23 protein-coding genes and 2 riboswitches are annotated in these 22,324 nt (G+C 71.9%); of the genes, 14 read left to right on the top strand and 9 right to left on the bottom strand.

Annotated features, from left to right (window positions below):
* The first annotated feature begins 40 nt into the window (after positions 1 to 40).
* The 4 genes from O7613_RS14830 to O7613_RS14815 all read left to right on the top strand — a co-directional run bounded on the left by O7613_RS14830 (position 41) and on the right by O7613_RS14815 (position 3,104).
* A complete protein-coding gene (locus O7613_RS14830; protein WP_282289052.1) occupies positions 41 to 643 on the top strand; it encodes a DUF5134 domain-containing protein in 603 nt (200 codons plus the stop codon).
* Positions 644 to 816: 173 nt separating this feature from the next.
* Positions 817 to 1,608, top strand: a complete 792-nt coding sequence (locus O7613_RS14825) for a hypothetical protein (protein WP_282289051.1) — start codon at positions 817 to 819, stop codon at positions 1,606 to 1,608.
* Between the two features lie 102 nt (positions 1,609 to 1,710).
* A complete protein-coding gene (locus tag O7613_RS14820; RefSeq protein ID WP_282289050.1) occupies positions 1,711 to 2,469 on the top strand; it encodes a thioredoxin domain-containing protein in 759 nt (252 codons plus the stop codon).
* A gap of 26 nt (positions 2,470 to 2,495) precedes the next feature.
* A complete protein-coding gene (locus O7613_RS14815; protein ID WP_282294538.1) occupies positions 2,496 to 3,104 on the top strand; it encodes a vitamin K epoxide reductase family protein in 609 nt (202 codons plus the stop codon).
* A 10-nt stretch (positions 3,105 to 3,114) separates the two neighbouring features.
* On the opposite strand, the gene O7613_RS14810 is transcribed toward O7613_RS14815, so the two are convergent.
* Positions 3,115 to 3,693 carry a DUF5134 domain-containing protein gene (locus O7613_RS14810; protein WP_282289049.1) on the bottom strand — a complete coding sequence of 193 codons (579 nt, stop codon included), beginning with the start codon at positions 3,691 to 3,693 and terminating at the stop codon, positions 3,115 to 3,117.
* 87 nt (positions 3,694 to 3,780) lie between these two features.
* On the opposite strand from O7613_RS14810, the gene O7613_RS14805 reads away from it, so the two are divergent.
* From O7613_RS14805 to O7613_RS14795, 3 genes are all read left to right on the top strand, one after another.
* Entirely contained in the window at positions 3,781 to 5,214 is a 1,434-nt protein-coding gene (locus tag O7613_RS14805) for a PepSY domain-containing protein (protein WP_282289048.1), read from the top strand.
* Positions 5,215 to 5,327: 113 nt separating this feature from the next.
* Positions 5,328 to 6,377 carry an ABC transporter substrate-binding protein gene (locus O7613_RS14800; RefSeq protein ID WP_282289047.1) on the top strand — a complete coding sequence of 350 codons (1,050 nt, stop codon included), beginning with the start codon at positions 5,328 to 5,330 and terminating at the stop codon, positions 6,375 to 6,377.
* Between the two features lie 132 nt (positions 6,378 to 6,509).
* Positions 6,510 to 7,376 (top strand): DJ-1/PfpI family protein, encoded by an 867-nt coding sequence (locus O7613_RS14795; protein WP_282289046.1) that lies wholly within the window; start codon positions 6,510 to 6,512, stop codon positions 7,374 to 7,376.
* Positions 7,377 to 7,515: 139 nt separating this feature from the next.
* On the opposite strand, the gene O7613_RS14790 is transcribed toward O7613_RS14795, so the two are convergent.
* From O7613_RS14790 to metE, 4 genes are all read right to left on the bottom strand, one after another.
* Positions 7,516 to 8,307: a hypothetical protein gene (locus tag O7613_RS14790; protein ID WP_282289045.1), complete on the bottom strand. Its 792-nt coding sequence runs from the start codon at positions 8,305 to 8,307 to the stop codon at positions 7,516 to 7,518.
* Positions 8,231 to 9,106 (bottom strand): metal ABC transporter permease, encoded by an 876-nt coding sequence (locus tag O7613_RS14785; RefSeq protein WP_282294537.1) that lies wholly within the window; start codon positions 9,104 to 9,106, stop codon positions 8,231 to 8,233. The genes O7613_RS14790 and O7613_RS14785 overlap by 77 nt, the downstream gene beginning before the upstream one ends.
* A 12-nt stretch (positions 9,107 to 9,118) precedes the next feature.
* A complete protein-coding gene (locus tag O7613_RS14780) occupies positions 9,119 to 9,805 on the bottom strand; it encodes an ATP-binding cassette domain-containing protein (RefSeq protein ID WP_282289044.1) in 687 nt (228 codons plus the stop codon).
* Positions 9,806 to 10,043: 238 nt separating this feature from the next.
* On the bottom strand, positions 10,044 to 12,281 hold the full coding sequence (gene metE, locus O7613_RS14775) for a 5-methyltetrahydropteroyltriglutamate--homocysteine S-methyltransferase (RefSeq protein WP_282289043.1): 2,238 nt from the start codon (positions 12,279 to 12,281) through the stop codon (positions 10,044 to 10,046).
* A gap of 114 nt (positions 12,282 to 12,395) precedes the next feature.
* A riboswitch (cobalamin riboswitch) is annotated at positions 12,396 to 12,610 on the bottom strand.
* A 129-nt stretch (positions 12,611 to 12,739) separates the two neighbouring features.
* Positions 12,740 to 12,951, top strand: a riboswitch (cobalamin riboswitch).
* A gap of 125 nt (positions 12,952 to 13,076) precedes the next feature.
* Here metE and O7613_RS14770 point away from each other — a divergent pair.
* Positions 13,077 to 13,589 carry an acyl-CoA thioesterase gene (locus O7613_RS14770; RefSeq protein WP_282289042.1) on the top strand — a complete coding sequence of 171 codons (513 nt, stop codon included), beginning with the start codon at positions 13,077 to 13,079 and terminating at the stop codon, positions 13,587 to 13,589.
* Positions 13,590 to 13,592: 3 nt separating this feature from the next.
* On the top strand, positions 13,593 to 14,216 hold the full coding sequence (locus O7613_RS14765; protein ID WP_282289041.1) for a LysE family translocator: 624 nt from the start codon (positions 13,593 to 13,595) through the stop codon (positions 14,214 to 14,216).
* Between the two features lie 52 nt (positions 14,217 to 14,268).
* On the opposite strand, the gene tsaD is transcribed toward O7613_RS14765, so the two are convergent.
* Positions 14,269 to 15,312, bottom strand: a complete 1,044-nt coding sequence (gene tsaD, locus O7613_RS14760; RefSeq protein WP_282289040.1) for a tRNA (adenosine(37)-N6)-threonylcarbamoyltransferase complex transferase subunit TsaD — start codon at positions 15,310 to 15,312, stop codon at positions 14,269 to 14,271.
* Between the two features lie 3 nt (positions 15,313 to 15,315).
* The gene (gene def / locus O7613_RS14755) at positions 15,316 to 15,855 is read right to left on the bottom strand and encodes a peptide deformylase (RefSeq protein WP_282289039.1); all 540 of its coding nucleotides are present in this window, start codon (positions 15,853 to 15,855) and stop codon (positions 15,316 to 15,318) included.
* A gap of 51 nt (positions 15,856 to 15,906) precedes the next feature.
* On the opposite strand from def, the gene alaS reads away from it, so the two are divergent.
* Positions 15,907 to 18,564, top strand: coding sequence for an alanine--tRNA ligase (gene alaS, locus O7613_RS14750; RefSeq protein ID WP_282289038.1), 2,658 nt, complete (start codon positions 15,907 to 15,909; stop codon positions 18,562 to 18,564).
* A gap of 6 nt (positions 18,565 to 18,570) precedes the next feature.
* Here alaS and O7613_RS14745 read toward each other — a convergent pair whose 3' ends face one another.
* A complete protein-coding gene (locus O7613_RS14745; protein WP_282289037.1) occupies positions 18,571 to 19,167 on the bottom strand; it encodes a CGNR zinc finger domain-containing protein in 597 nt (198 codons plus the stop codon).
* Positions 19,146 to 19,604 (bottom strand): transcriptional repressor, encoded by a 459-nt coding sequence (locus O7613_RS14740; RefSeq protein WP_282289036.1) that lies wholly within the window; start codon positions 19,602 to 19,604, stop codon positions 19,146 to 19,148. The genes O7613_RS14745 and O7613_RS14740 overlap by 22 nt, the downstream gene beginning before the upstream one ends.
* Before the next feature lie 85 nt (positions 19,605 to 19,689).
* Between O7613_RS14740 and O7613_RS14735 the strand changes: the two genes are divergently transcribed.
* The 4 genes from O7613_RS14735 (at position 19,690) to O7613_RS14720 (ending at position 22,267) form a co-directional block, all read left to right on the top strand.
* Complete coding sequence (locus O7613_RS14735; protein WP_282289035.1) at positions 19,690 to 20,304, top strand: superoxide dismutase; 615 nt, start codon at positions 19,690 to 19,692, stop codon at positions 20,302 to 20,304.
* A gap of 4 nt (positions 20,305 to 20,308) precedes the next feature.
* On the top strand, positions 20,309 to 20,578 hold the full coding sequence (locus tag O7613_RS14730) for a superoxide dismutase (RefSeq protein ID WP_282289034.1): 270 nt from the start codon (positions 20,309 to 20,311) through the stop codon (positions 20,576 to 20,578).
* Between the two features lie 494 nt (positions 20,579 to 21,072).
* Positions 21,073 to 21,975: a hypothetical protein gene (locus O7613_RS14725; protein WP_282289033.1), complete on the top strand. Its 903-nt coding sequence runs from the start codon at positions 21,073 to 21,075 to the stop codon at positions 21,973 to 21,975.
* Positions 21,976 to 22,075: 100 nt separating this feature from the next.
* On the top strand, positions 22,076 to 22,267 hold the full coding sequence (locus O7613_RS14720) for a hypothetical protein (protein WP_282289032.1): 192 nt from the start codon (positions 22,076 to 22,078) through the stop codon (positions 22,265 to 22,267).
* The last annotated feature ends 57 nt before the right edge of the window (positions 22,268 to 22,324 follow it).

Below are 22,324 nucleotides of genomic sequence, written 5' to 3'. Positions count from 1 at the left end.
CCTGTCTGCCGAACCCGTCGGACAGGGGAGGGTGCAACAGATGGTCGAGGTGCTCTGGCTTCGGTGGGTGCTGACGGTGCCCTTCGTCGCGACCGGCGTCCACTGCCTGGCCCGGTGCTGGGTCGAGGGGGTACGACGCCGTGCGCTTCGAGGTCCGACGGCCTGGCTGGTGGAGGTGACCCACCTCGCGATGAGCGCCGCGATGATCGCCATGGCGTGGGTCGGCGTCGGCTGGGACCGAACCGGTGTGCAGGCCGCGCTGTTCCTCCTGCTCGGCGGCGGGTTCGCGGCCCGCGCCGCGCTGGGCCCGGCGACCCCGGGCACCCGCACGGAACTCGGCCATGAGGTGGTCATGGCCGCGGCCATGACCTGGATGCTGCTGCGGATGGCCGACCATGCCGGTCACCACGGCCCGCACGAGTCGCACGCGGGCGGTGGCGGGTGGGAGAGCACCGGCCTGCCGGACGCACTGACCGTCGTGCTGCTGGTGCTGCTCGCCGGCGCGGCGGCTGTCTGGGCGCTCCGGCTGGTCGCCGCGCTCCGGGTGCCGCAGGGTCGGGCTCTGCTCGGCCGGGCCGGCGTCGTGGGCAGCCACCTGCTCATGTCCGCCGGCATGGCCGCCGCGACGGTCACCCTGCTGTGAGCGGTACGCAGGCCACCGCCCGGACGCCGACGACTGGCGGGAACTATTGCCCACCCGACGCGGACTAACCGAGCAGAGAAGTCCCTCCGGCCGCGATGATGGGCCGGCTGCTCCGATCGGACGGGCATGACCCCTACCTACGATCCCGTCACGGCGGCCCGACGGCGGCTGTCGTGACCAGCCTCGCGATCTTCCTGGCCATGATCGTTCTCGCCGCTGTGCTCATGCGGACCGTGGACCGCGGCGGAACGGACGACGAACCACCGGACCTCGGCCTCGAACCGACCGGCGCAGACAGCGGACTCGTCACCGTCAGCGCCGCGGTGGGCACGCGTTGCCGAATCGTCCCGCTCGCCGCCGGCCGGAACCGGACCCGCGCGACGGCGAAGAGCCTCCGGGAGCGGCCACGACCGGCCGGGCGCCGGACAGCTCCCGGACTCGCCGTGCACCACCAGGAGACGGCCGGACCGCCCCAACACGTGCTGCGTCCACTGGCGCGTCCGAATCACGCGGGGGAGACGATCCGCGCGTCCGGACCCCGGCGCCGCTCGCGGCCGCTGATCATCGGCACGGCTGTGGTCCTGCTCGCCGCGGTGACCGCCGCCGCGCTGCCCGCCGCCGCGGCGCGTCCGACCGCCGACCGCGACTTCTGTCCCCGCCGTACGTCGGTGACGATCAGCGACCGGGGACAGACCCTGGACGCCTGGCTCCGGCGCGACACCAGCGGCCTGTTCCTCCATCTCTGCTGGCGCGGCGCGGGCGGCGACGACGAGGTGGTCCGGTGGGCGGCGACCGCACACGACACCACCACCGACCGCCCCACCGGGGTGGCGGTGGTGCCCCTGACCAGCCGCACCGCGCTCGGTAATGCCAGTCTCGCCGCCGGCCGGTCCTGGACGCTGCGCTTCGAGGTGAGCACCAGGAGCGGGGGCCGCTCGCTGATGGCGACCACGGTCCGGACCTGACCGGCCGCGGGAACTCGCGGACGCCGCCGAGCGACCAATCTACGGTGGCGTGCCGCACCCGGACTCCGGCACGGACTGACGACCGTCGAGAAGGTTGGGACGATGCCGAAGACCCGCCCGAACAATCCGCGATCCGCCGCCACGCCGGAGCGCCGCTCCCAGCGCGACCGGCGGGCCGGTGGCAAAGCGGCCCGCGCGATGCAGAAGCGCGGCATGAGCACCAACACCAAGCTGACGTTGGGGCTGCTCGCGGTGGTGCTGATCGGCCTCACCGCGCTGTTCGTGGTCGTGCAGCGCCAGTCGGGCAAGGCCGGGCAAGTCTCCGCCGAGCGCCTGGTGCGGGCCGACAGCCACCGGATCAGCACCGCCGGCGACAGCCGGGTCACAGTGGTCGAGTTCCTCGACTTCGAGTGCCCCGCCTGCGGGCAGGCGTTCCCCCAGGTCGAGCGGCTTCGCACGGAGTACGCCGGACGGATCACCTACGTGGTGCGCAACTTCCCGCTGTCGGTGCACGCCAACGCGGAGAACGCCGCCCGGGCCGCCGAGGCCGCCGGCAAGCAGGACAAGTTCGAGCAGATGTACGTCAAGCTGTTCCAGACCCAGAGCAGCTGGGGCAACCAGCAGCAGGACCAGTCCGCCGTCTTCGCCGGCTACGCCGAGCAGCTCGGCCTCGACATGACCCGCTACCGCGCCGACGTGTCCGACGCGTCAACGGCCGACCGCATCCGGCAGGACCAGCAGGACGGCACCGCGGCCGGGGTCCAGAGTACCCCGACGTTCTTCCTCAACGGTGAACGCTTCGACGGCCCGGCGACGTACGCCGCGCTCAAGAACGCCGTCGACGCGGCGCTGAGCGAGTGAGCGCCGACACCCGCGTCGCGCCGGACCTGGGTGACCGGCCGGCCGCCGGCGGGGAGCCGTTCGCCGCCCGGATCGTGCCGTGGATCCTGGCCGTCGGCGGTGGCGTCGGGCTGCTGGCCGCGCTGACGCTGACCATCGAGAAGGTCAACCTGCTGACCGATCCGGCGTACCGCCCGTCGTGCAGCATCAACCCGATCCTGTCCTGCGGCTCGGTCATGGTCACGCCGCAGGCGTCGGCCTTCGGCTTCCCCAACCCGCTGCTCGGCATCGTCGGCTTCAGCGTGGTCACCACCATCGGGGTGCTGCTCCTGGCCCGCGTCACGCTGCCCCGCTGGTGCTGGCTCGGCCTCCAGGTGGGGGCCACGTTCGGTGTGCTGTTCGTGCACTGGCTGATCTACCAGAGCGTCTACCGCATCGGCGCACTGTGCCCGTACTGCATGGTGGTCTGGGTCGTCACGATCGCCATCTTCTGGTACGTCACGCTGCACAACCTGCACCACCGGCACCTGCCCGCGCCGGCGGCGTCGACGGCGTTGGTGCGGCTGCACACCGTCGGGCTCGCCGTGTGGTACCTGGTCATCGCGGTGCTGATCGGCATCGAGTTCTGGTTCTACTGGCGGACGCTGCTCATGTGAGCGGGGCGCGTCAACCGTTCATCAGCACCAGCATCGTCGCCATGCCCCCGGCCATGGCCGCGTAACTGGCCAGGTGCAGCCGGTGGCCGGCCACCGTCGCGGCGCGGTACAGCCACCACAGCGCCGTACCGGCGGCGAGCACCACGAACGCGACGTTCACCACGTCCGCCCACATCGGTGTCGCCGTCGGCCCCGCCGCGGCGTTGCCCCCGCCGTGCGAGTGTCCGGAGCCAGTGCCGCCGGCGGCCATCTCCGACATCAGCGTCGGCATCGCCGCGAGCATCCACATCATCGCCACGCCCATCGCCATGTGACCGAGCAGGTCGACACGGCCCGACGTGGCGCGCGCCCGCCGGTAGGCGGGCAGCAGCGAGAGGGCGAGGATCGCGAAGATGGCGACCTGCGCCCAGGCGACCACGCCCTCGACCAGCACCCACAGCATGAGGATCATCGCCGCGCTCATCACGCCGTGACTGATGTCAACCAGATCGACGTCGGTGAGTTCCCGGTCGCCGGCGGATCCCCGCCTGCGAATCAGGAGACCGGCGGCACAGACCAGGCCGGTCGCCAGGAACACAGCCGTCAGCACGGGAACCCACGGGGCCTCTAGCACGACTACAACCTAGCCAGCCGATCTGGAAAAAGAAAACGACGCCGACCGAGAGGGGCGACCTCCTTGACCGCCACCGAAACCGCCACGCCGCCCCCCGCCGAGGCGCCGTCGTCACCGGCCAGGCCCAGGAGGACCAACTGGTTCGCCGCGTTCTGGCGCTGGCACTTCTACGGATCGCTGATCGTCATCCCGGTGCTCTTCTGCCTCGCCGTCACCGGCATGACCTACATGTTCCGCGACGAGGTGGACTCCCTGACCCATCCCGGCGTGCTGAAGGTGTCTGTGACCGACGGCGCCGAACGCACGGCGCTGTCGGCCCAGGAGGCCGCCGTCCGCGCGGCGTTCCCGGACCGCCCCATCCTGTCCGTGCAGGACGGCGCCGGTGACCGGGCGACCCTCTTTGTCGCCGGGCTCGAGGACGGCGGCAGCACCAACATCTACGTCGACCCCTACACCTCCACCGTCACCGGCGAGCTCCGCCAGGACCAGCTCGTCTCCACCTGGGCCGAGCGCATCCACGGCGACCTGCTCATCGGCGAGGACGGCGCCGGCGACCGCATCGTCGAGCTCGGCGCCTCCTGGGCGATCGTGCTGACCATCACCGGGTTCATCATCTTCTTCCTCGGCCGCCGCGCCCGCAGCGGCGCACAGGCCAAGGGCAAGCGCGGCGCGCGGCTGCGCGGCTGGCACGCCCTCGTCGGACTTCCCGTCGGCCTCGGCATCCTGCTGCTGGTGATCTCCGGCCTGCCGTGGACCGGATTCTGGGGCGCCAAGGCCCAGCAGGTGGCCGTCCAGGGCGGCTCCGGGCTCTGGGGTGAGGATCCCGGCGCGGAGTCCACCATCCGCCAGCAGATCGAGGACACCGACGGCCAGTCCGCTCCCGCCGGATGGGCCGCCGGCAACGCCCCGCAGGGCACCAGCACCGGCGCCGGCACCCCGATCTCCATCGACAAGGCGGTCACGGCCGCGCAGACCCAGGGCGCCCCCGGCCCGTACCTGATCATGTATCCGGATGGCGACAAAGGCGTGTTCAGCGTGATGAGCAGCCAGTGGTACAACGTCGGCAACCCGGCCGAGTCCGACGTCAGCAAGGAGCGGACCATCCACGTCGACCAGTACAGCGGCGACGTGGTCGGCCAGTACGGCTACGACGACTACAGCGCCGCGGCGAAGGTCGTCTCCCAGGGCATCGCGCTGCACGAGGGGCGACGCCTCGGCACGCTCAACACGGTCCTGTCCACGTTCTTCTGCCTCGCGGTGATCTTCATGTGCGTCACCGGTCCGATGATGTGGTGGACCCGTCGCCGAACCGCCTCCGGCCTTGCCGCGCCCCGGGCGAAACTTCCGGTCTGGGGCAACTGGACCCTGCTCGGCGCGATGGTCGTACTCGGTGTCTTCCTGCCCCTGTTCGGCTTGTCCCTGTTGATCGTCCTCGCCTTGGACCAGTTCCTGATCCGCCGGCTCCCTCCACTGCGGAGCTTCTTCGGCACCGTCTGACCCTGACGACCGACCGATTCCCCATGTGCCACCGACAGAGGAGTAACAGTCCACCCATGGTACGAGCCGTTCCGCCGCTGATTCCTGACTCTTACTCCCGTCCCGTCCGGGCAGTGCTGGCCCTGTGCGGCGTCCTGGCGCTCGCGGCCTGTTCCGGCACGAAGGTGGCGGATGCGCCGACCGCGGCATCGAGCGCGTCCGTTGCCCCCGGGGCGCGGACGACCTATCCGCTGACCATCGACAACTGCGGCCGTGAGGTCACTTTCACCCAGGCGCCGCGCCGGGTCGTGCTCCTCAACGGGGCGTCGGTCGCGGAGGTCGAGTCCCTGATCGCACTCGGGGTGCAGGACCGGATCGTGGCGAACAGCCAGCGCTACGGCGTGTCCGACGACCCGGCCATGGTGGCCAAGATCGATGCCATCCCGACCGGCGGCGTGAAGATCAACCAGAACTTCGAGGTGCCCCGCGAGCAGGTCTTGGCCCAGTCCCCGGACCTGGTCATCTCCACCTGGGCGGGCGGGTTCGACAACAAGATCGGTTCGATTTCCCGGGACGAGCTGGGCAAGGCCGGTGTCAACAGCTTCGTGACGCCGTCCAACTGCGCCAACGGCGCCACCGCACCGCGACCGCAGGACGTCACGACGTACGCGAAGCGGTCGGTGGAGTCGTCGTTCGACCTGCTCACCCAGCTCGGGCTGGTCTTCGACGTGCAGGGCAAGGCGGCGCAGATCGTGCAGGACACCCGCACCGCGCTCGCCGCGCTCCCGGCGCCGGCCAGCGAACGCAAGCGGGTGCTGGTCGTCTATCCGGGCATGTCGGCGGCCATGGGGCTCAAGGTGCCGACGGTGTTCGCCGGCGGGATCTTCGACGACATCGTCAACCGGGCCGGCGGCGTCAACGTGTTCGCCGGCCGCACCGACCAGCAACTCGCCGCGATCAACGCCGAGGCCCTCGCCGCCGCGAACGCGGACGTCCTGGTGATCGGCCTCTACCAGCCGAGCGACGACGCGAAGACGTACGCCGAGCAGTTGTTCAAGCAGTTCCCGCAGTGGCCGGCGTCGAAGACGAAGACCTACACGTCGGTGTCGGACAGCTTCTATCTCGGGCCGCTGAACGCGGTCGCGGTCAAGCGGATCAGCGACGCCGTCCAGGCCACCGGCTGAGCGGAGACGACACCGGTATTCCGGGCTGGGCCGTCCGGCGACACCGGCGGCTCGGCCCGGAACGCCTGGCCGCAGGTCCACGGCGTGCACCCAGTGACGCGCGGCGTCTCATCCCCGAACGGAGGCACCACCATGAGCACGACGTTCGACGAATCCGAACCGGCCGACGAGCAGCCCGTACCTGACGGCCGGCTCACCGCACCGCTCGACCCTCCCGCGACGGGTGACATCACTGTCGCGTTCCTCATCTCTCCCGGAACGGAACTCGTCGACCTCGCCGGGCCGTGGGGCGTCTTCGAGTACGTCCACCTCGCCGACGGGCGCAACCCGTTCACGCTCTACACGGTGGCTGCCACGACCGATCCGGTCCGCATCTCCGCCGGCATGGTCCTGGCGCCCGGCCACGATCTCGACAGTGCGCCGACGCCGGACATCGTGGTGGTGCCCGCCATGGACACCGGGAAACTGGCCCCCGGGATGCTGGAGTGGCTGCGCCGTGTCCACCAGGACACCTCGGTCACCATGTCCGTCTGCAACGGCTCGTTCGTGCTCGCGCAGGCTGGCCTGCTCGACGGCCGGACCGCGACCGCCCACCACGGCGGCTACGCCGCGCTCCGGGCCGCCTTCCCGGACGTCACCGTCGTCCGAGGCCGCCGCTACGTCGAGGACGGCAGGATCGCCACCGCCGGCGGGCTCACCAGTGGCATCGACCTCGCACTGCGAATCGTCGAACGATACTTCGGCCGGGACGTCGCTCGGCAGACCGCCACCGAACTCGAATACCAGGGCACCGGCTGGATGCACCCGGGCAGCAACAGCCAGTTCGCCGGGAGCCCGGAAAGCGCACCGGACCGGCCGCTGTGCCCGGTGTGCGAGATGCCGGTGTCACCCGACACCTCCCGCACGGCCGAGCACGACGGCGTCCGCTGGTACTTCTGCGGATCCTGGTGCGAGCGGCAGTTCAAGGAAGCACCGGACCGGTTCGTCGGCGCCGGCTGACGTCACACCGAGCGCTCCGCATCCGCTGGCGGCCCCAGCGGGTCCGGGGTGTCGCCGGACGCCTGCGCGCACCACCGCCTGCGCAAGGGCTGGTGAGGACGTCCGCGATGCCCTCACCAGCCCTCGCCGGGCCAGCCTCTCAGGGCTTGAGCGCCGCGGTCAGCCGCTCGGTGTTGGTCCGAAAGACGGTGAGCAGGTCGAGGTCGGCGCCGGGATAGTTGACGATGTCGACGCGTGCGGCGCCGGCGATGTCGGGGTTGGCGCCGGGCAGGTGCGCGTTGGCCAGGACCAGCGTCGGCTTCTTACCGGTCAGGTCGGCCAGTTGGCTGGGCGTGACCGGCTGTGGTCCGTAGGTGCCCACGACCGGGATGCCGGCGAAGTCGCCCCAGTAGGCCATGAACACGTGCGACACGGCGGTCGCCCGGCCAGCAGCCGCCGTCTTGGCCCGGGTGGACAGGGTCTGGTACTCGGTGGTGAACGAGGAGGTCCAGGTGTTCGCGGCCGCTTGGGTGCCGAACATCGCGGCGAGTCGCGTCACCTCCGCGGTGATCGCCGTCGGGGTGTTCTCCAACTGCACGGGCACCAGCTTGCCCCCGCCGCCCGCGGCGTCCTTGAGGCGGGCGGCGAAGCCGTCGAACTCGGCGAACAGGATGTAGTCGGCGCTGACGACGGCGCTCAGGTCGCTGGGCTTCGGGTCGTAGTCCGGCGGGTGCTGCACGCTGGCCGGCGCGACGACGGTGATATCGGTGGCGCCGGCGGCCTTGGCGAGTGCGCCGACCCACGTGGTGGACGCGACCACCCTCGGCCCCTTCACCGCCGTCGACGCGCCGCCGCTACCGGCCGGCGCCGGGTCGTCAGTGCTGCCACATCCGCTGGCCAGCAGGGACAGGGTCGCCACCGCGCTCAGCGCGGCGGCCCGGATCGATCGCATCACGTGCTCCTTCGGGAATCAGGTAGGTGAGCAGGGTCAGGGTCCCGGCGACGAGGACGAGGACGGGCCCGGGAGGCTGGTCGAGAAGCAGCGCGGCGGCGAACCCGGCGCCGTTGCCGACGACGCCGAGCGCGACTGCCCACACCACCATCGAACGCAGGGACCGGCCGAGGTTGCGGGCGCCCAGGGCGGGCAGGATGGTCAGGGCGTCGACCAGCAGCGCCCCGGTCAGCCGGATCGACGCGCCGATGGCCACGGCGACGACCACGAGCAGGGCGAGTAGCAGCGGTCCGGCGGCGACTCCGGAGCACAGGGCCAACTCCCGGTCGAACAACAGCAGCGCGAGGTGCCGCCGCCACCGCCAGAACAGGACGTGGACGATCACCGTCAGACCGCCGAGCACCACCAGGTCGACCTCGCGGGTGGCGAGGATGGACCCCCACAACAGCTCGAACGCGCCGGTGGCGTTGACGCCGGACACCGACAGCACGAGCAGCGCGGCGGCGATGGCGAAGGTCATCAGCAGACCCATCGCCCCCGGCAGGCCGGTGGGTCGTCGGGCCAGCGGCGCGACACCCGCTCCGGCGAGCGCGCAGGCGGCCAGGCCACACAGCATCGGGTCCAGGCCGGTGAGCAGGCCGACGGCGATGCCGAGCAATGCCACGTGCATCATCGCGAAGCGGACGGCGATGATGTCCAACCCGATGATGAACACCCCGACGACCGGCAGGCCGACGGCGGCGATCAGCAGGCCGATCCCGGAGCGCTGCACGGCGGGAAGGCTGAGCAGATCGAGCATCTGGTCCACGGCTCAGATCACCCGCAGCCGGCCGGCGGCCATCTCGGCCACCCGGTCACAGGCACGGGACATCGCCCGGTCGTGGGACACCACGACCACCGTCACCGGCAACGCGGCCAGCAGCGCGGCAACCTGCTCCTGCCCGTCGAAGTCCAGGGCGGCGGTCGGCTCGTCGGCGAACAGCACCCGGGCGCCGGCCGCGACCGCGCCGAGGGCACGGGCCAGGAACACCCGCTGCAACTGCCCTCCGGAGAGGGTGTGCAGCGGGCGGCGGCCCAGCCCCGCGACACCGAGACCGGCGGCGGCGTCCCGCGCGGCCCCGGGTCCGCCGCCGCTGTCGAGCAACTCGTCGACCAGCAGCGGGAAGCGGCCCGCGGCGAGGCGCTGCGGCACCCAGGCCACCTCCCGCCTGCGCCGAGCCCACTCCGCGCCGCGCCGCGCCTCGAACCCGTCCACGCCGACACCGCCGCCGGCCAGGGGATGCAGGCCGAGCGCCGCGCGCAGCAGGGTCGTCTTGCCGGAGCCGTTGGCGCCGGTCAACGCCACGTGCTCACCCGGGTCGACGACCAGATCCACCGCGTCCACCGCGGTCCTGCTGCCGTACCGGCAGGTGACGGCCCGGAATGTCACCGCGGCGGCGCTCACTCGACCGGCCTGTGCCCGGTGGGTGGCCCGCAGTTCCTTTGCCCGCCCGTCCATCCGGCCGTCGCGTCGTGCCGGGCTTCGCCTCTCACCTGAACCTCCACGCGTGGCCTCCCCGTGTCGCGCCACAGCGCTCACCCGACATCCCGATAGTCGGAGGCCACCCGATCGCGGTTCCCGCGACTTCTGCGGGACCGTGCGGGCAGGGCCGTCCGGCCGTGCCCGGGGGGATGGCCCGGACGCGCCAACTGGCCAGGCCGGGTGACCGCTCTCGTGCGGCCACCCGGCGACGCGCTCAGCCCTTCCGTACCTCGGCCGCCGCCGCGACGAGGCGCCGTAGGGACGCCTCGACCTCGGGGTAGCCGCGGGTCTTCAGGCCGCAGTCGGGGTTGACCCAGAGCCGGTGGGCGGGCACCGCGGCGACGGCGCGGCGCAGCGCGTCGACGACCTCGTCGTGCGGCGGTACGCGGGGGGAGTGGATGTCCCAGACGCCCGGTCCGACGCCGCGGTGGTAGCCGATGGTGGCGAGGTCGTCGAGGATCTCCATCTTGGAGCGGGACGCCTCGATGCTGGTGACGTCGGCGTCGAGGGCGTCGATGGCGGCGATGACCTCCCCGAACTCGGAGTAGCACAAATGGGTGTGGATCTGGGTGTCGTCGGCGACGCCGCTGATGGCCAGCCGGAACGCACCGACCGCCCAGTCCAGGTAGGTCTGCTGGTGGGCGCGGCGTAGCGGCAGGGTTTCCCGCAGTGCGGGTTCGTCGACCTGGATGACGCGGATGCCGGCGGTCTCCAGGTCGCGGCACTCGTCGCGCAGGGCGAGGGCGACCTGGTCGGCGGTGTCGGCGAGCGGCTGGTCGTCGCGGACGAAGGACCAGGCGAGGATGGTGACCGGTCCGGTGAGCATGCCCTTGACCGGTTTGCTGGTCAGGGACTGGGCGTAGGTGGACCAGGCGACGGTCATCGGCGCCGGGCGGGCGACGTCGCCGTGGATGATGGGTGGACGCACGCAGCGGGTGCCGTAGGACTGCACCCAGCCGTGGTCGGTGGCGGCGAACCCGTCGAGCTGCTCGGCGAAGTACTGGACCATGTCGTTGCGTTCCGGCTCGCCGTGCACGAGGACGTCCAGGCCCAGGTTCTCCTGCAGTTGGATGACGTGGGCGACCTCGGCGCGCATCCGCGCGGTGTAGCCGGCGTCGTCGAGGGTGCCGGCCCGGCGGGCGGCGCGGGCCGCGCGCAGCTCGGGGGTCTGGGGGAACGAGCCGATCGTGGTGGTGGGCAGCGCGGGCAGGCCGAGGCGGCGCTGCTGGCGGGCGGCCCGGTCGGAGTAGTCGCCGCGCCGCCGGTGCTCGGGGCGTAGCGCGGCGAGGCGTCCGCGGATATCGTCGCGCCGCCAGGACGCCGGTGTGGCCGGCGGTGGTGCCGGCACGGCGGTGGTGCCGTCGCGCAATGCGCGCCCGAGCAGGACGACCTCGTCGAGCTTCTGCCGGGCGAACGCGAGCCGTTCGGACAGCCGAGGGTCCAGGCGGGTCTCCGCGCTCAGGTCGACCGGGACGTGCAGCAGGGAGCAGGATGTGGACACCGCGACGTGGTCGGCCAACGCGGCGACGGTGGCTCCGGCGGCGACGGCGGCCCGCAGATCGGTACGCCAGATGTTGCGGCCGTCGACGAGGCCGGCGACGATCGTCTTCCCGCCGAGCGGGCCGGCGCCGGCCAGCCGTTCGAGGTTCCCCGGACCGGCGACGAGGTCGACCCCGATCGCGTCGACCGGGGTGTCGAGCAACGCCGGGAGGGCGTCGGCGAGGTCACCGAAGTAGGTGGTGACGAAGATCCGCGGCCGGTTCGGCAGGTCGCCGAGGCGCCGGTAGGCGCGGTGCAGGCCGTCGATTTCGGCCGGGGTGCGGTCGGCGACGTAGGCGGGCTCGTCGAGTTGCACCCACGGCACACCCGCCCCGGCGAGCGCGGTGAGGATGCCGGCGTAGGTGTCGACCAGGTCGTCGAGGCGGGCGAACGGGTCGGCGCCCTTGGCCAGCAGCAGGAACGTGGCCGGACCGATCAGCACCGGGCGGGTGGTGATGCCGAGCGCGCGGGCCTCGGCGTACTCGCTCAGGGCCTTGGCCGGTCGGGCGGTGAAGGAGGTGTCGGGGTCGATCTCCGGCACCAGGTAGTGGTAGTTGGTGTCGAACCACTTGGTCAGCTCCAGCGCCGGTTCGGTGTCGACGCCGCGGGCCATCGCGAAGTAGGTGTCGAGTTCGTCGAGACCGAGGCGGGCGAACCGGTGGGGGATCGCGCCGAGGGCGACGGCGGTGTCGAGCATCTGGTCGTAGTAGGAGAAGGTGTTCGACGGGATCGCGTCCAGGCGGGCGTCGCGCAGCGTCCGCCACACCTGCGCCCGCAGTTCGGCGGCGGTCTCGTGCAGGCCGGTGGCGTCGAGCGTGCCGGCCCAGTAGGCCTCGACCGCCTTCTTCAGCTCGCGGCGCGCGCCGATGCGCGGGTAGCCGAGCACGGTGCTCTGGCCGAATGAGGTTGTCACGGGTGGTCCTTCCCTCGAGGTGCCTGGCGACCTCTCGGGAGGGAGAAGCGGATACGACGGGCGTACCGGCTTTCCGCCCTGGCCCTCCCGAGAGGCCGCCGACGGCGCGCACCGGACGGCGCGCGCGGCGCTGGCAGGTCTTCGGACTCGCGGGCATGACACGAGGTCGCCTACTGGCCGTCGCTTCCCGGACCTCTTCGGTCCAGTGCTTCGTTGACGGCGGTCGTTCCCACTCACCGCTGCGGGGCAGTCCCGGTCTCGCACCGGGTTCCCTCTTACGACGCCCACCCGCCGAAGCGGGAAGGCGAACCAGCACCGCGCACGATCGTACGACGACGGAGCGACGGGTGAGCGGTCGTGTCCGAGTCGCGGGACACCTCGACGGCGCCGATCAGGACGCGACGAGACCGGCGTCACCCGCCCCGACCTGCCACACGGGCCACGTTCGGACGACTGGCTACGATGGCGGCAGCGCTGGTTCATCCGGTCGGCGACGGCCGGATGTCGTAAGAGGGAACCCGGTGGAAGTCCGGGACTGCCCCGCAGCGGTGAGTGGGAACGACCGCCGTCATCAGCACTGGGCCACCGGCCTGGGAAGCGACGGCCAGTAGGCGACCGAACCCGGTCCGGCCCGCGAGTCCGAAGACCTGCCCGCGTCGCGCGCACCACCGGTGCGCGCTGCCGTCGACCTCGCGGGTGGGTCGGGCGGGTGTCACGCCGTACGCGATCCGTCGGCGTGCCCTCGACGCGCGCCCTCCGGTCGGCGGTCCACCGCATCGAGGACGGACCCGCACAGTGCCCGACACCATCACGCTCGCCGGACGACCACCGTCGGCGTCGAACCTGACCCTGTCGCAGATCATGGACCAGCACCACACCAACCTGATGGGTACGGTGCACGGCGGCCGGATCCTCAACCTGATCGACTCGGTCGCCGGGGTCGTCGCCGCCCGCCACTCCGACGGCCCGGCGGTCACCGCCGCCATCGACGAGACCGCGTTCCTGCGCGCGGTCCGGGTGGGCGACGTGGTCCACGTCGACGCCCGGATCACCTGGGCCGGCCGCAGCTCGATGGAGGTGGCGGTGAAGGTCAGCGCGGACCGCTGGGACCGGGCGGTGCCGCCGGTCGACGTGGCGACGGCGCATCTGGTGATGGTGGCCGTGGACGATCACGGCGACCCCCGTCCGGTACCGCCGCTGTTGCCGGAGACCGATGGGGACCGGCGGCGCTACCGGGAGGCGCGGATCCGGCGGGAGCATCGGCTGTCGCTGCGGCGGGCGCTGCTCGACGGCGCCGGGGAGGGCTGAGCGATGCTCGGACTGTCCGTGGCGACCCTCGCCGGCTACCTCGCCGCGATCGTCGTCCTCATGGTCACCCCCGGTCCGGACATGATGTTCGTGCTGGCCAACGCCACCCGCTACGGCGCCCGGTCGGGCGTCGTCGCCGCGCTGGGCGTCGCCGCGGGGGAGGCCGTGCACGTGGCGGCGGTGGTCGGGGGACTGGCCACCGTGATCAGCGCGTCGCCGACGTTGTTCACGGCGATCCGATGGGCCGGCGCCGCGTACCTGATCGTGTTGGGTGTCCGGGCCGCGCGCCACCGCGATCCGATGGCCGTCACCGGTCCGGACCGTGGCGCGTCGCCCGGTCGGGCCTTCCTGCGGGGTCTGGTGACGAACCTGCTCAACCCCAAGATGATCCTGTTCAGCGTGGCGTTCCTGCCCCAGTTCGTCGATCCGGGCGCCGGCAACGCCACGGCGCAGCTCGTCCTGCTCGGCGCCCTGTTCGTCACCGTGCAACTCGCCGTGGACGTCACCCTCGGCGCGGGCGCCGGCCGGCTCGCCCGCCGGTTGGCCGACCAGCGGTGGTCGCGGCAGATCAACCGGCTCTGTGCGGTCGCGTTCATCGCTCTCGGTGTCCGCCTCGCGTTGAGCTGACACGCCGCCGCCGGACAGGGCGGCGTGCAGTCCGGCCACCTGGGCGTCGTTCTCACCCTTGCAAGACGGCGTCGGGAATCGTGGCGCGGGTCAGGACGGCGTTGGGGTCGGCGCCGAGAGTCAGCGCTGACGGGCCCACACCTGCGCGGACGAGAAGATCACCGATGGCGGCGATCATGGCGCCGTTGTCGGTGCAGAGTCGGGGTGCGGGGACGCGCAGGGTGATGCCTGCGGCGTGGCAGCGCTGTTCGGCGAGGGTGCGCACGCGGCTGTTGGCGGCGACGCCGCCGACGAGCAGCAGGGTGTCGATGTCGTGGTCGTGGCAGGCGGCGACGGCTTTGCGGGTGAGCGTGTCGGCGACGGCTTCCTGGAAGGAGGCGGCGATGTCGGCGACGGGCAGGGGGCCGTGGTGGCGTTCGGTCCAGCGGGCGACGGCGGTTTTCAGGCCGGAGAACGAGAACCGGTAGGGCGGGTCGACGCGTGCGGTCATGGGACGGGGGAAGGCGATCGCGGTGGGGTCGCCGTGGCGGGCGGCGGCGTCGATGGCCGGGCCGCCGGGGTACGGCAGGCCGAGCAGCCGGGCGACCTTGTCGAAGGCTTCGCCAGCGGCGTCGTCGGCGGTGTCGCCGAGGTGGACGACGGGGTCGCGGGCGAGGTCGCCGAGGAGTAGGAGGCTGGTGTGGCCGCCGGAGACGATCAACGCGACGCTGCGCGCGGGGAGGGGGCCGTGGTCGAGGACGTCGACGGCGGCGTGGCCGGCCAGGTGGTGCACGCCGTAGAGGGGGACGCCGAGGGTGAGGGCGTAGGCCTTGCCGGCGGCGAGGCCCACCTGTACGGCGGTGGCGAGGCCGGGGCCGGCAGTGGCGGCGATGGCCTCGATGTCGGCGAAGCCGAGGCCGGCGCGGTCGAGGGCGTGACGGACCATCGGGGCGATGGCGTGCAGGTGGGCGCGGGCGGCGATCTCGGGCACGACGCCGCCGAAGCGGGCGTGTGCGTCCATGCTGGTGGCGAGGGCGTCGCCGAGCAGGACACCGTCGGCGACGATGCCGACGCCGGTCTCGTCGCAGGACGTTTCGATGCCGAGGACGACCGGCACCGCTCAGTCCTGTCCGACGCCGACGCCGGGGTGTTCGGCCGCGGCGGCGAGGAGGCGTTTGCGGGTGCGGGCGGGCAGCCGGTCGACGTAGGCGAGGCCGTCGAGGTGGTCGACCTCGTGTTGCAGGCAGCGGGCGAGGGTGCCGGTGCCGTCGATGCGCACCGGCCGGCCGTGCAGGTCAAGGCCGGAAACGGCGGCGGTGGCCGGGCGGGTGACCTCGGCGTACTGGCCGGGCACGGACAGGCAGCCCTCGCTGTCGGTGACGAGATCCCGCTGCTCGGGCAGGTGCAGGACCGGGTTGATCACGTGGGCGACGGTGTGGGCGCCGGTGGCGTCGGGGCAGTCGAGGACGAAGATCCGGGCGTCGACGCCGATCTGGTTGGCGGCCAGGCCGACGCCGTGGGCGGCGTACATGCTGGCGAACATGTCCGCGACGAGCTGCGCGAGGGCGTCGTCGAAGACGGTCACCTCGGCGCAGCGGCGGTGCAGCACCGGGGTGCCGTATCGGGTGATGGATTGTGGGGTGCCGGTCGGTGTCTGCACAGTCGCCCATACTATGCAATTGCCAAACAGTTGCAGTAAGGGATGGGTGGTATGCGGACGGCGGAGATCAAGCGGCGGTTCCTCGCCCACTTCGAGGCGAACGGGCACGCCGTGGTGCCGTCCGCTCCGCTGCCCGCCATCAGTGACCCGAACCTGCTGTTCATCAACGCGGGCATGGTGCAGTTCGTGCCCTACTTCCTGGGCCAGCAGACGCCGCCGTACCAGCGGGCGACGAGCGTGCAGAAGTGCCTGCGGACGCCGGACATCGACGAGGTCGGCAAGACCAGTCGGCACGGCACGTTCTTCCAGATGAACGGCAACTTCTCCTTCGGTGACTACTTCAAGTCCGGGGCGATTCCGCTGGCCTGGGATTTGGCCACGAAGTCGGTCGAGGCGGGCGGTTTCGGGCTGGACCCGGAGCGGATCTGGGCGACGGTCTACCTGGACGACGACGAGGCGTACGACATCTGGCGTGCCACGGGTGTGCCGGCGGAGCGGATCGTGCGTCGGGGCAAGGCGGACAACTTCTGGTCGATGGGCATTCCCGGGCCGTGCGGGCCGTGTTCGGAGCTGTACTACGACCGGGGCCCGGAGTACGGCCGCGAGGGTGGTCCGGAGGTCGACGAGGACCGTTACCTGGAGTTCTGGAACCTGGTCTTCATGCAGTACGAGCGGGGGCCGGGCACCGGGAAGGAGGACTTCCCGATCCTCGGCGACCTGCCGGCGCAGAACATCGACACCGGCATGGGCCTGGAGCGGATGGCCTCGCTGCTGCAGGGTGTGGACAACCTCTACGAGATCGACGAGGTCAAGCCGATCCTGGACCGGGCGGCCGAGCTGACCGGGAAGCGGTACGGCGCGCACTCCGGGCACGCGGCCAACCAGTCGCATCCGGACGACGTGCGGCTGCGGGTGGTCGCCGACCACGTGCGCACCGCGTTGATGTTGATCGGCGACGGGGTGACCCCGTCGAACGAGGGGCGTGGCTACGTGCTGCGGCGGATCATGCGCCGGGCGATCCGGTCGGTCCGCCTGCTGGGCTACCAGGAATCGGCGCTGCCGGAGCTGCTGCCGGTGGCGCGGGACTGCATGGCCCCGTCGTACCCGGAGCTGGCCGAGGACTTCGGCCGGATCTCGCAGTACGCGTACGCGGAGGAGGACGCGTTCCTGGCCACGCTGCGCGCCGGCACCACGATCCTGGACACCGCGATCGCGGAGACGAAGTCGGCGGGCAAGCCGGCGCTCTCCGGTGACAAGGCGTTCCAGTTGCACGACACGTACGGCTTCCCGATCGACCTGACCCTGGAGATCGCGGCCGAGCAGGGCCTCCAGGTCGACGCGGACGGCTTCCGCCGGTTGATGGCCGACCAGCGCGGCCGGGCCAAGGCCGACGCGCAGGCCCGCAAGACCGGGCACACCGACCTGTCTGCCTACCGGCGGATCGTCGACACGGCGGGCCTGACGGACTGGCGCGCCTACACCGACCTGACGACCGAGTCGACGATCGTGGCGATCCTGGCCGACGGCGAACCGGTGCCCGTCGCGTCCGAGGGACAGATCGCCACAGTGGTCCTGGACGTCACCCCGTTCTACGCCGAGTCCGGCGGACAGGCCGCCGACGCCGGGCACCTCACCGGCCCCGACGGCGCGGGCGAGGTGATCGATGTGCAGCGCCCGGTCAAGGGGCTCGTCGCCCACCAGGTCCGCGTCACCGCCGGGCACCTGACGGTCGGCGCCCGCCTCACCGCGCGCGTCGACGCGAGCTGGCGCCTCGGTGCCCGACAGGCGCACTCCGGCACCCACGTGCTGCACGCCGCGCTGCGGCAGGTCCTCGGCCCGACCGCGTTGCAGTCCGGCTCCTACAACCGGCCCGGCTACCTGCGGCTGGACTTCGCCTGGCCCGGCGGCCTGTCCCCGGCCACGCGCAGCGAGGTCGAGGACGTCGCGAACCAGGCGCTGCGCGACGACCTGCCGGTCACCGCGCAGGTCATGCCGCTGACCCGGGCCCGGGACCTAGGTGCCCTGGCCCTGTTCGGGGAGACCTACGACGAGCAGGTCCGGGTCGTCGAGATCGGCGGCGCCTGGTCCCGGGAGCTGTGCGGCGGCACCCACGTGACCCACTCCAGCCAGATCGGCCTGCTCGCGCTGACCGGCGAGTCGTCCGTCGGCGCCGGTCACCGCCGCGTCGAGGCGGTCGTCGGCCTCGACGGGCTGCGCTACCTCACCCGGGAACGGGACCTCGTCACCCAGCTCGCCGCGCAGCTGCAGGCACCGCGCGAGGACCTACCCGAACGCATCGGCGCGCTGCTCGGCCGCGCCAAGACCGCAGAACGCCGCGCCGACCAGCTCACCCGCGAACTCACCGCGCAGCGCGCCCGACGCCTCGCCGCCGACGCGGTACGCATCAACGGCACCCGCCACGTCGCCGTCGTCGCCGCCGACGGCGAGGACCCACGGCAGCTCGCCGAGCTGATCCGCGCCGCGCTACCCCAGGACCAGCCCGGCGTGGTGGCGGTCGCCGCGTCCGCGCCACGCAACACCCGACTGGTCGTCGCCACCACCGCGGCGACGCCGGACCCGCTCGGCGCCGTACACCTGGTCAAGGCCACCCTCGACGGGCGCGGCGGCGGCACCGCCCGCCTGGCGCAGGGCGGAGCCTCGGGTCGCACCGCCGAGGAGATCCTCACCGCGCTCGCCGCGATCATCTGACCGGTGTCAGGTGACACGCCGCCGCTCGCGGTGCGCCCGCACGTGCGTGCGGGTGGCGCAGCGCGGCGAGCAGAACCGGCGACGCCGGTTCGTGCTCCCGTCCAGGAACACCGCGCCGCACCCCGGTTCGGCGCACACCTTCAACCGGTCGACGCCTTGCTCGCACAGGAACACCGCGAGCGCCCACACCGCCGCCGCCACATACTCCACCGCCGCGTCGCTGCCCACCGCGGCGACGTGCAGATGGCGATCCGACGGGCCGGTGCCGGAGATGACCGGCCGCAGCCGGTGCCGGGTGAGCAGCCGGTTGAGCCGGTCGACAGCCTCCCGGTCGTGGCCGGCGGCGGCGTCGACGAAGACCGCGCGAAGCTGCCGGCCCGCCGACCCCAACACCGCGAGGCCGGTCGACGTGAGCCCGTCGCCCAGGCCCGGCCACCGGGTCACCGCGGCGTACGCCTGGGTGGTGTCGTCGAGCCGCGTGTTGGCCAGGCACACTGCGAGCGCTGTCAACTCACCGCGGTCGGTGAGGTCCGTTCGGTGCTCGCGGGGGCGGGGCGCGGTCGTGCGACCGGCCGGCGCGGTCAGGTGGTCCTGCTGCGGCACGGCGCGCACCGCCCGTACACGACCACCCCGCCGGTGCCACCGTCCGGATCCACCTCGATATCGACCGCCCGGGCCGCCGTGACCGTGCCCGCCACCGCCGAGGCGGTCAGCTGGCGCATGCCGCCGCAGCCCTGGCACACCGCGTGATGGTGCGGCCGGTCGGCCAACCCGAACGTCGCCGTGCCACCCACCGACACCGTGTGGGCCACACCGACGTCCACCAGGTGGGTGAGTATGCGGTGCACGGTGGACAGCTCCACCGCCAGTCCCCGGCCGGTGAGCCGCTGATGCACCTCGGTGGCGCGCAGATGCCGACGCTCGCCGGCGGCCTCGCCGAGCGCGTCCACGACGCCGCGACGCGCGAGTGTCGTACGAAGACCGGCGCGGCGGAGCCGATCCATCACGGCGCTCACCCGCTCGACAGGCGATGTGATCAATCCCCGCTCCTCACGACAACCGCCACCTTGTTGCAAGATACTGGCAACAACCAAACTATGGCAGCATCACCGGAAGGATTCCCTGATGGCGCTCTACACCCTGCCCGACATGCCCTACGACTACGGCGCGCTGGAACCGGCCATGTCCGGCGAGATCCTGGAGCTGCACCACAGCAAGCACCACGCCGCGTACGTCAAAGGCGCCAACGACGGCCTGGAGCGGCTCGCCGAGGCCCGCGAGAAGCGCGACTTCGCCACGCTCGTCGGGCTGGAGAAGACGTTCGCGTTCAACCTCTCCGGCCACGTGCTCCACTCGATCTTCTGGGGCAACCTGTCCCCGGACGGCGGCGACCGCCCCGACGGCGACCTCGCCGCCGCGATCGACGAGCACTTCGGCTCCTTCGACGCGTTCGCCGGCCAACTCTCCGCAGCCACCAAGGGCGTGCAGGGCTCCGGCTGGGGCGTCCTCGGCTGGGAGCCGCTGGGGCGGCGGCTGATCGTCGAGCAGGTCTACGACCACCACGGCAACGTCGGCCAGGGCACCACCCCGCTGCTGGTCTTCGACGCCTGGGAACACGCCTACTACCTGCAGTACCGCAACGTGCGGCCCGACTACGTCGACCGACTGTGGAACCTGGTCAACTGGTCCGACGTGATCGCCCGATTCGACGCCGCCCGCGCGACGAGCCCGAAGATCTGACCTGGTGGACGACACCACCCCCGCCGCGGCGGAACTACTCCAACGCGCTGCCGGGGTCATCGCCGCGAAGCACCGCGGTGACCTCGCCGGCGCCGAGGAACTGCTCGCCGCGTTCCCCGGCGAGCAGGCCCGCACCCTCGGCTTCTACCTCCTCGCCGACCTGGCCCTCGGCCTGGTCCGGGCCAGCAGCGGCCAGTCCATGGACGACCTGGTCCGGGAACTGTCCCTACTCGTCGCCGCCACCGCCGGCCAGCCACCGGCAGAGGGAAGCTGAGCGCAGGGTCCTCGACGCCCGCACCACCGGCGACGAGGACCCTGCCAGCGGCAGGCGCCGCCGGACGGCGGCTCTCACGGGCGATGCGGCAGGGCCGCAGCAGGATCTAGACCTACGGCTTGAACAAGATTGAGGTCGCACAGGGAGATCATCAACTGACCCTCCTATCCTAGGACGCTGTACACGTTGTGCCGAGCAGAACCATCACCCTGCAATGTGGTCACCGCCTCGCACAACGCCGCTTACCCTGATAAGCGGCGACAGTCAGCGCGTGGGACTGCTCACCGTCCCGTGGCCCGCGCCGGGGTGTAACCGGCGGGCCAGCGGCACTTGCGAGATAGCGATCGGCGCACCAGTCTGCGGTCATCATGAGCATTCCGAACAAGTGCACCCGCTCGTGGTGGCTCACCTCCACCGGCTCCTACCTGTACGACGGGGGCGGCTCGGTCACTTCTTGCTCGTCCTGATCTCGTGTGAAGGGAGTCCACCGGCCAATGGTTAACCGTCGCCGGCAGGCTGCTGTTGCCACCGCCACCATCGTCGCGCTGGCCGGCTGCGAGCCCGGCATGCCGACCGCCGCGCCCGTCGGCGTCGATGCCCCGGCCATGTTGTCCGCTGTGATCGACCAGGTGTATGGAACGCCGCAACAGCGTCTGGCCGGCGAGGAGCGAATGTGGCTCACCAGCCAGTCCGCGATCGCCGCCTGCGCCCGGACCAAGGGCGTCGTGTACGGCGTCACCCCCTATCAGCCGATGAGCCCGCCTACCGACCCTGCCCCCGGGGACCTGCTCGGATTTGCGCCCCACCGCGCCGACTTCGGGGTCGCCGCCCGTATCGAGATGCTGGCCAAGCGAGGTGAAACCCCCAACCCGGGTTTGCCTGCCGCCGCGGATGACCAAGCTCGCTGGTTCACTGCTGTCGACTCCTGCCAGAACGCCGCCACCGCGGGTGAGAAGCTCAGGGTTCCCGACGGGCAGCAGGAACTGGAAGTCGAGCTGGTGGACCTGCTCGGCAGCGTCCAGCAGCAGGCCGCACCGGACCTGACTCGCCAGTACGCCGGCTGCATGACGTCGGCCGGAATCGATGCCGGTGACCTGTCCGAGGCGTACCTGAAGGTCGAGCAGAGGTTTCCGCCTGTGTCATTCGAGCGTCCGTCGGACCCGACCGCCCTCCCTGAATGGGCCGGCGCTGTCGCATTCGAGAAGAAGGTAGCCGCTGCCGACTGGGCCTGCCGTGAATCACGGCTCGATGGAGTCGTCAACGCCGCCGCTGGCGACCTGCAGAAGTTCACTACCACCAACACCGCCCGGATCGCCCGAGTCGCCGATGGCTGGAAGGCGATGCCTGGCCTCGCACGGACGCTGCGCGCCACCGTCAAGGCCACACCCGCGAAGTGATGCCGTCCGCCGGGCTTGGTGGGAAACGGGTCTGCCAAGCCCGGCCGGAGTCGCCTTTTCGATCGCAATTTGACTGATAGTCACGCTCCCATGTACCCCTTTGAGTTCGCACGGCGACCGGCTGGTCGGAAAGGTGGACGCCACGGCCGACCGCCGGCGCGGCACATTCACCGTGCACGCCGTCCAAGAAGATGTGCCCCTCACCCTGCAGGTGAGCCGCGCCGTGCACGACGAGCTGCGCGACCTGGCGTCCTGGCTCTCGCTGACCCCGGAGGGTGTGGCTGACGGGTGATCGCCGAGGCCCCCGCGCCCCGACGAGCACCCGTCGCTGTCCACGATCCGAGGTCCC

The organism is Micromonospora sp. WMMD975, assembly GCF_029581215.1.
In the GTDB taxonomy this organism is placed as follows: Bacteria; Actinomycetota; Actinomycetes; order Mycobacteriales; family Micromonosporaceae; genus Micromonospora.
The sequence above is the reverse complement of the archived record's forward strand: the minus strand, read 5'-3'. Positions and strand labels throughout refer to the sequence as shown.

What these genes read in the sequence shown, in the direction of transcription:
- O7613_RS14735 (WP_282289035.1), top strand. Translation starts at nt 19,690, where the DNA reads ATGGCGCTCTACACCCTGCCCGACATGCCCTACGACTACGGCGCGCTG.
- O7613_RS14790 (WP_282289045.1), bottom strand. Translation starts at nt 8,307, where the DNA reads ATGCGATCGATCCGGGCCGCCGCGCTGAGCGCGGTGGCGACCCTGTCC.
- alaS (WP_282289038.1), top strand. Translation starts at nt 15,907, where the DNA reads ATGCGGACGGCGGAGATCAAGCGGCGGTTCCTCGCCCACTTCGAGGCG.
- O7613_RS14820 (WP_282289050.1), top strand. Translation starts at nt 1,711, where the DNA reads ATGCCGAAGACCCGCCCGAACAATCCGCGATCCGCCGCCACGCCGGAG.
- O7613_RS14830 (WP_282289052.1), top strand. Translation starts at nt 41, where the DNA reads ATGGTCGAGGTGCTCTGGCTTCGGTGGGTGCTGACGGTGCCCTTCGTC.
- O7613_RS14765 (WP_282289041.1), top strand. Translation starts at nt 13,593, where the DNA reads ATGCTCGGACTGTCCGTGGCGACCCTCGCCGGCTACCTCGCCGCGATC.
- O7613_RS14780 (WP_282289044.1), bottom strand. Translation starts at nt 9,805, where the DNA reads ATGGACGGGCGGGCAAAGGAACTGCGGGCCACCCACCGGGCACAGGCC.
- O7613_RS14795 (WP_282289046.1), top strand. Translation starts at nt 6,510, where the DNA reads ATGAGCACGACGTTCGACGAATCCGAACCGGCCGACGAGCAGCCCGTA.
- O7613_RS14725 (WP_282289033.1), top strand. Translation starts at nt 21,073, where the DNA reads ATGGTTAACCGTCGCCGGCAGGCTGCTGTTGCCACCGCCACCATCGTC.
- O7613_RS14785 (WP_282294537.1), bottom strand. Translation starts at nt 9,106, where the DNA reads ATGCTCGATCTGCTCAGCCTTCCCGCCGTGCAGCGCTCCGGGATCGGC.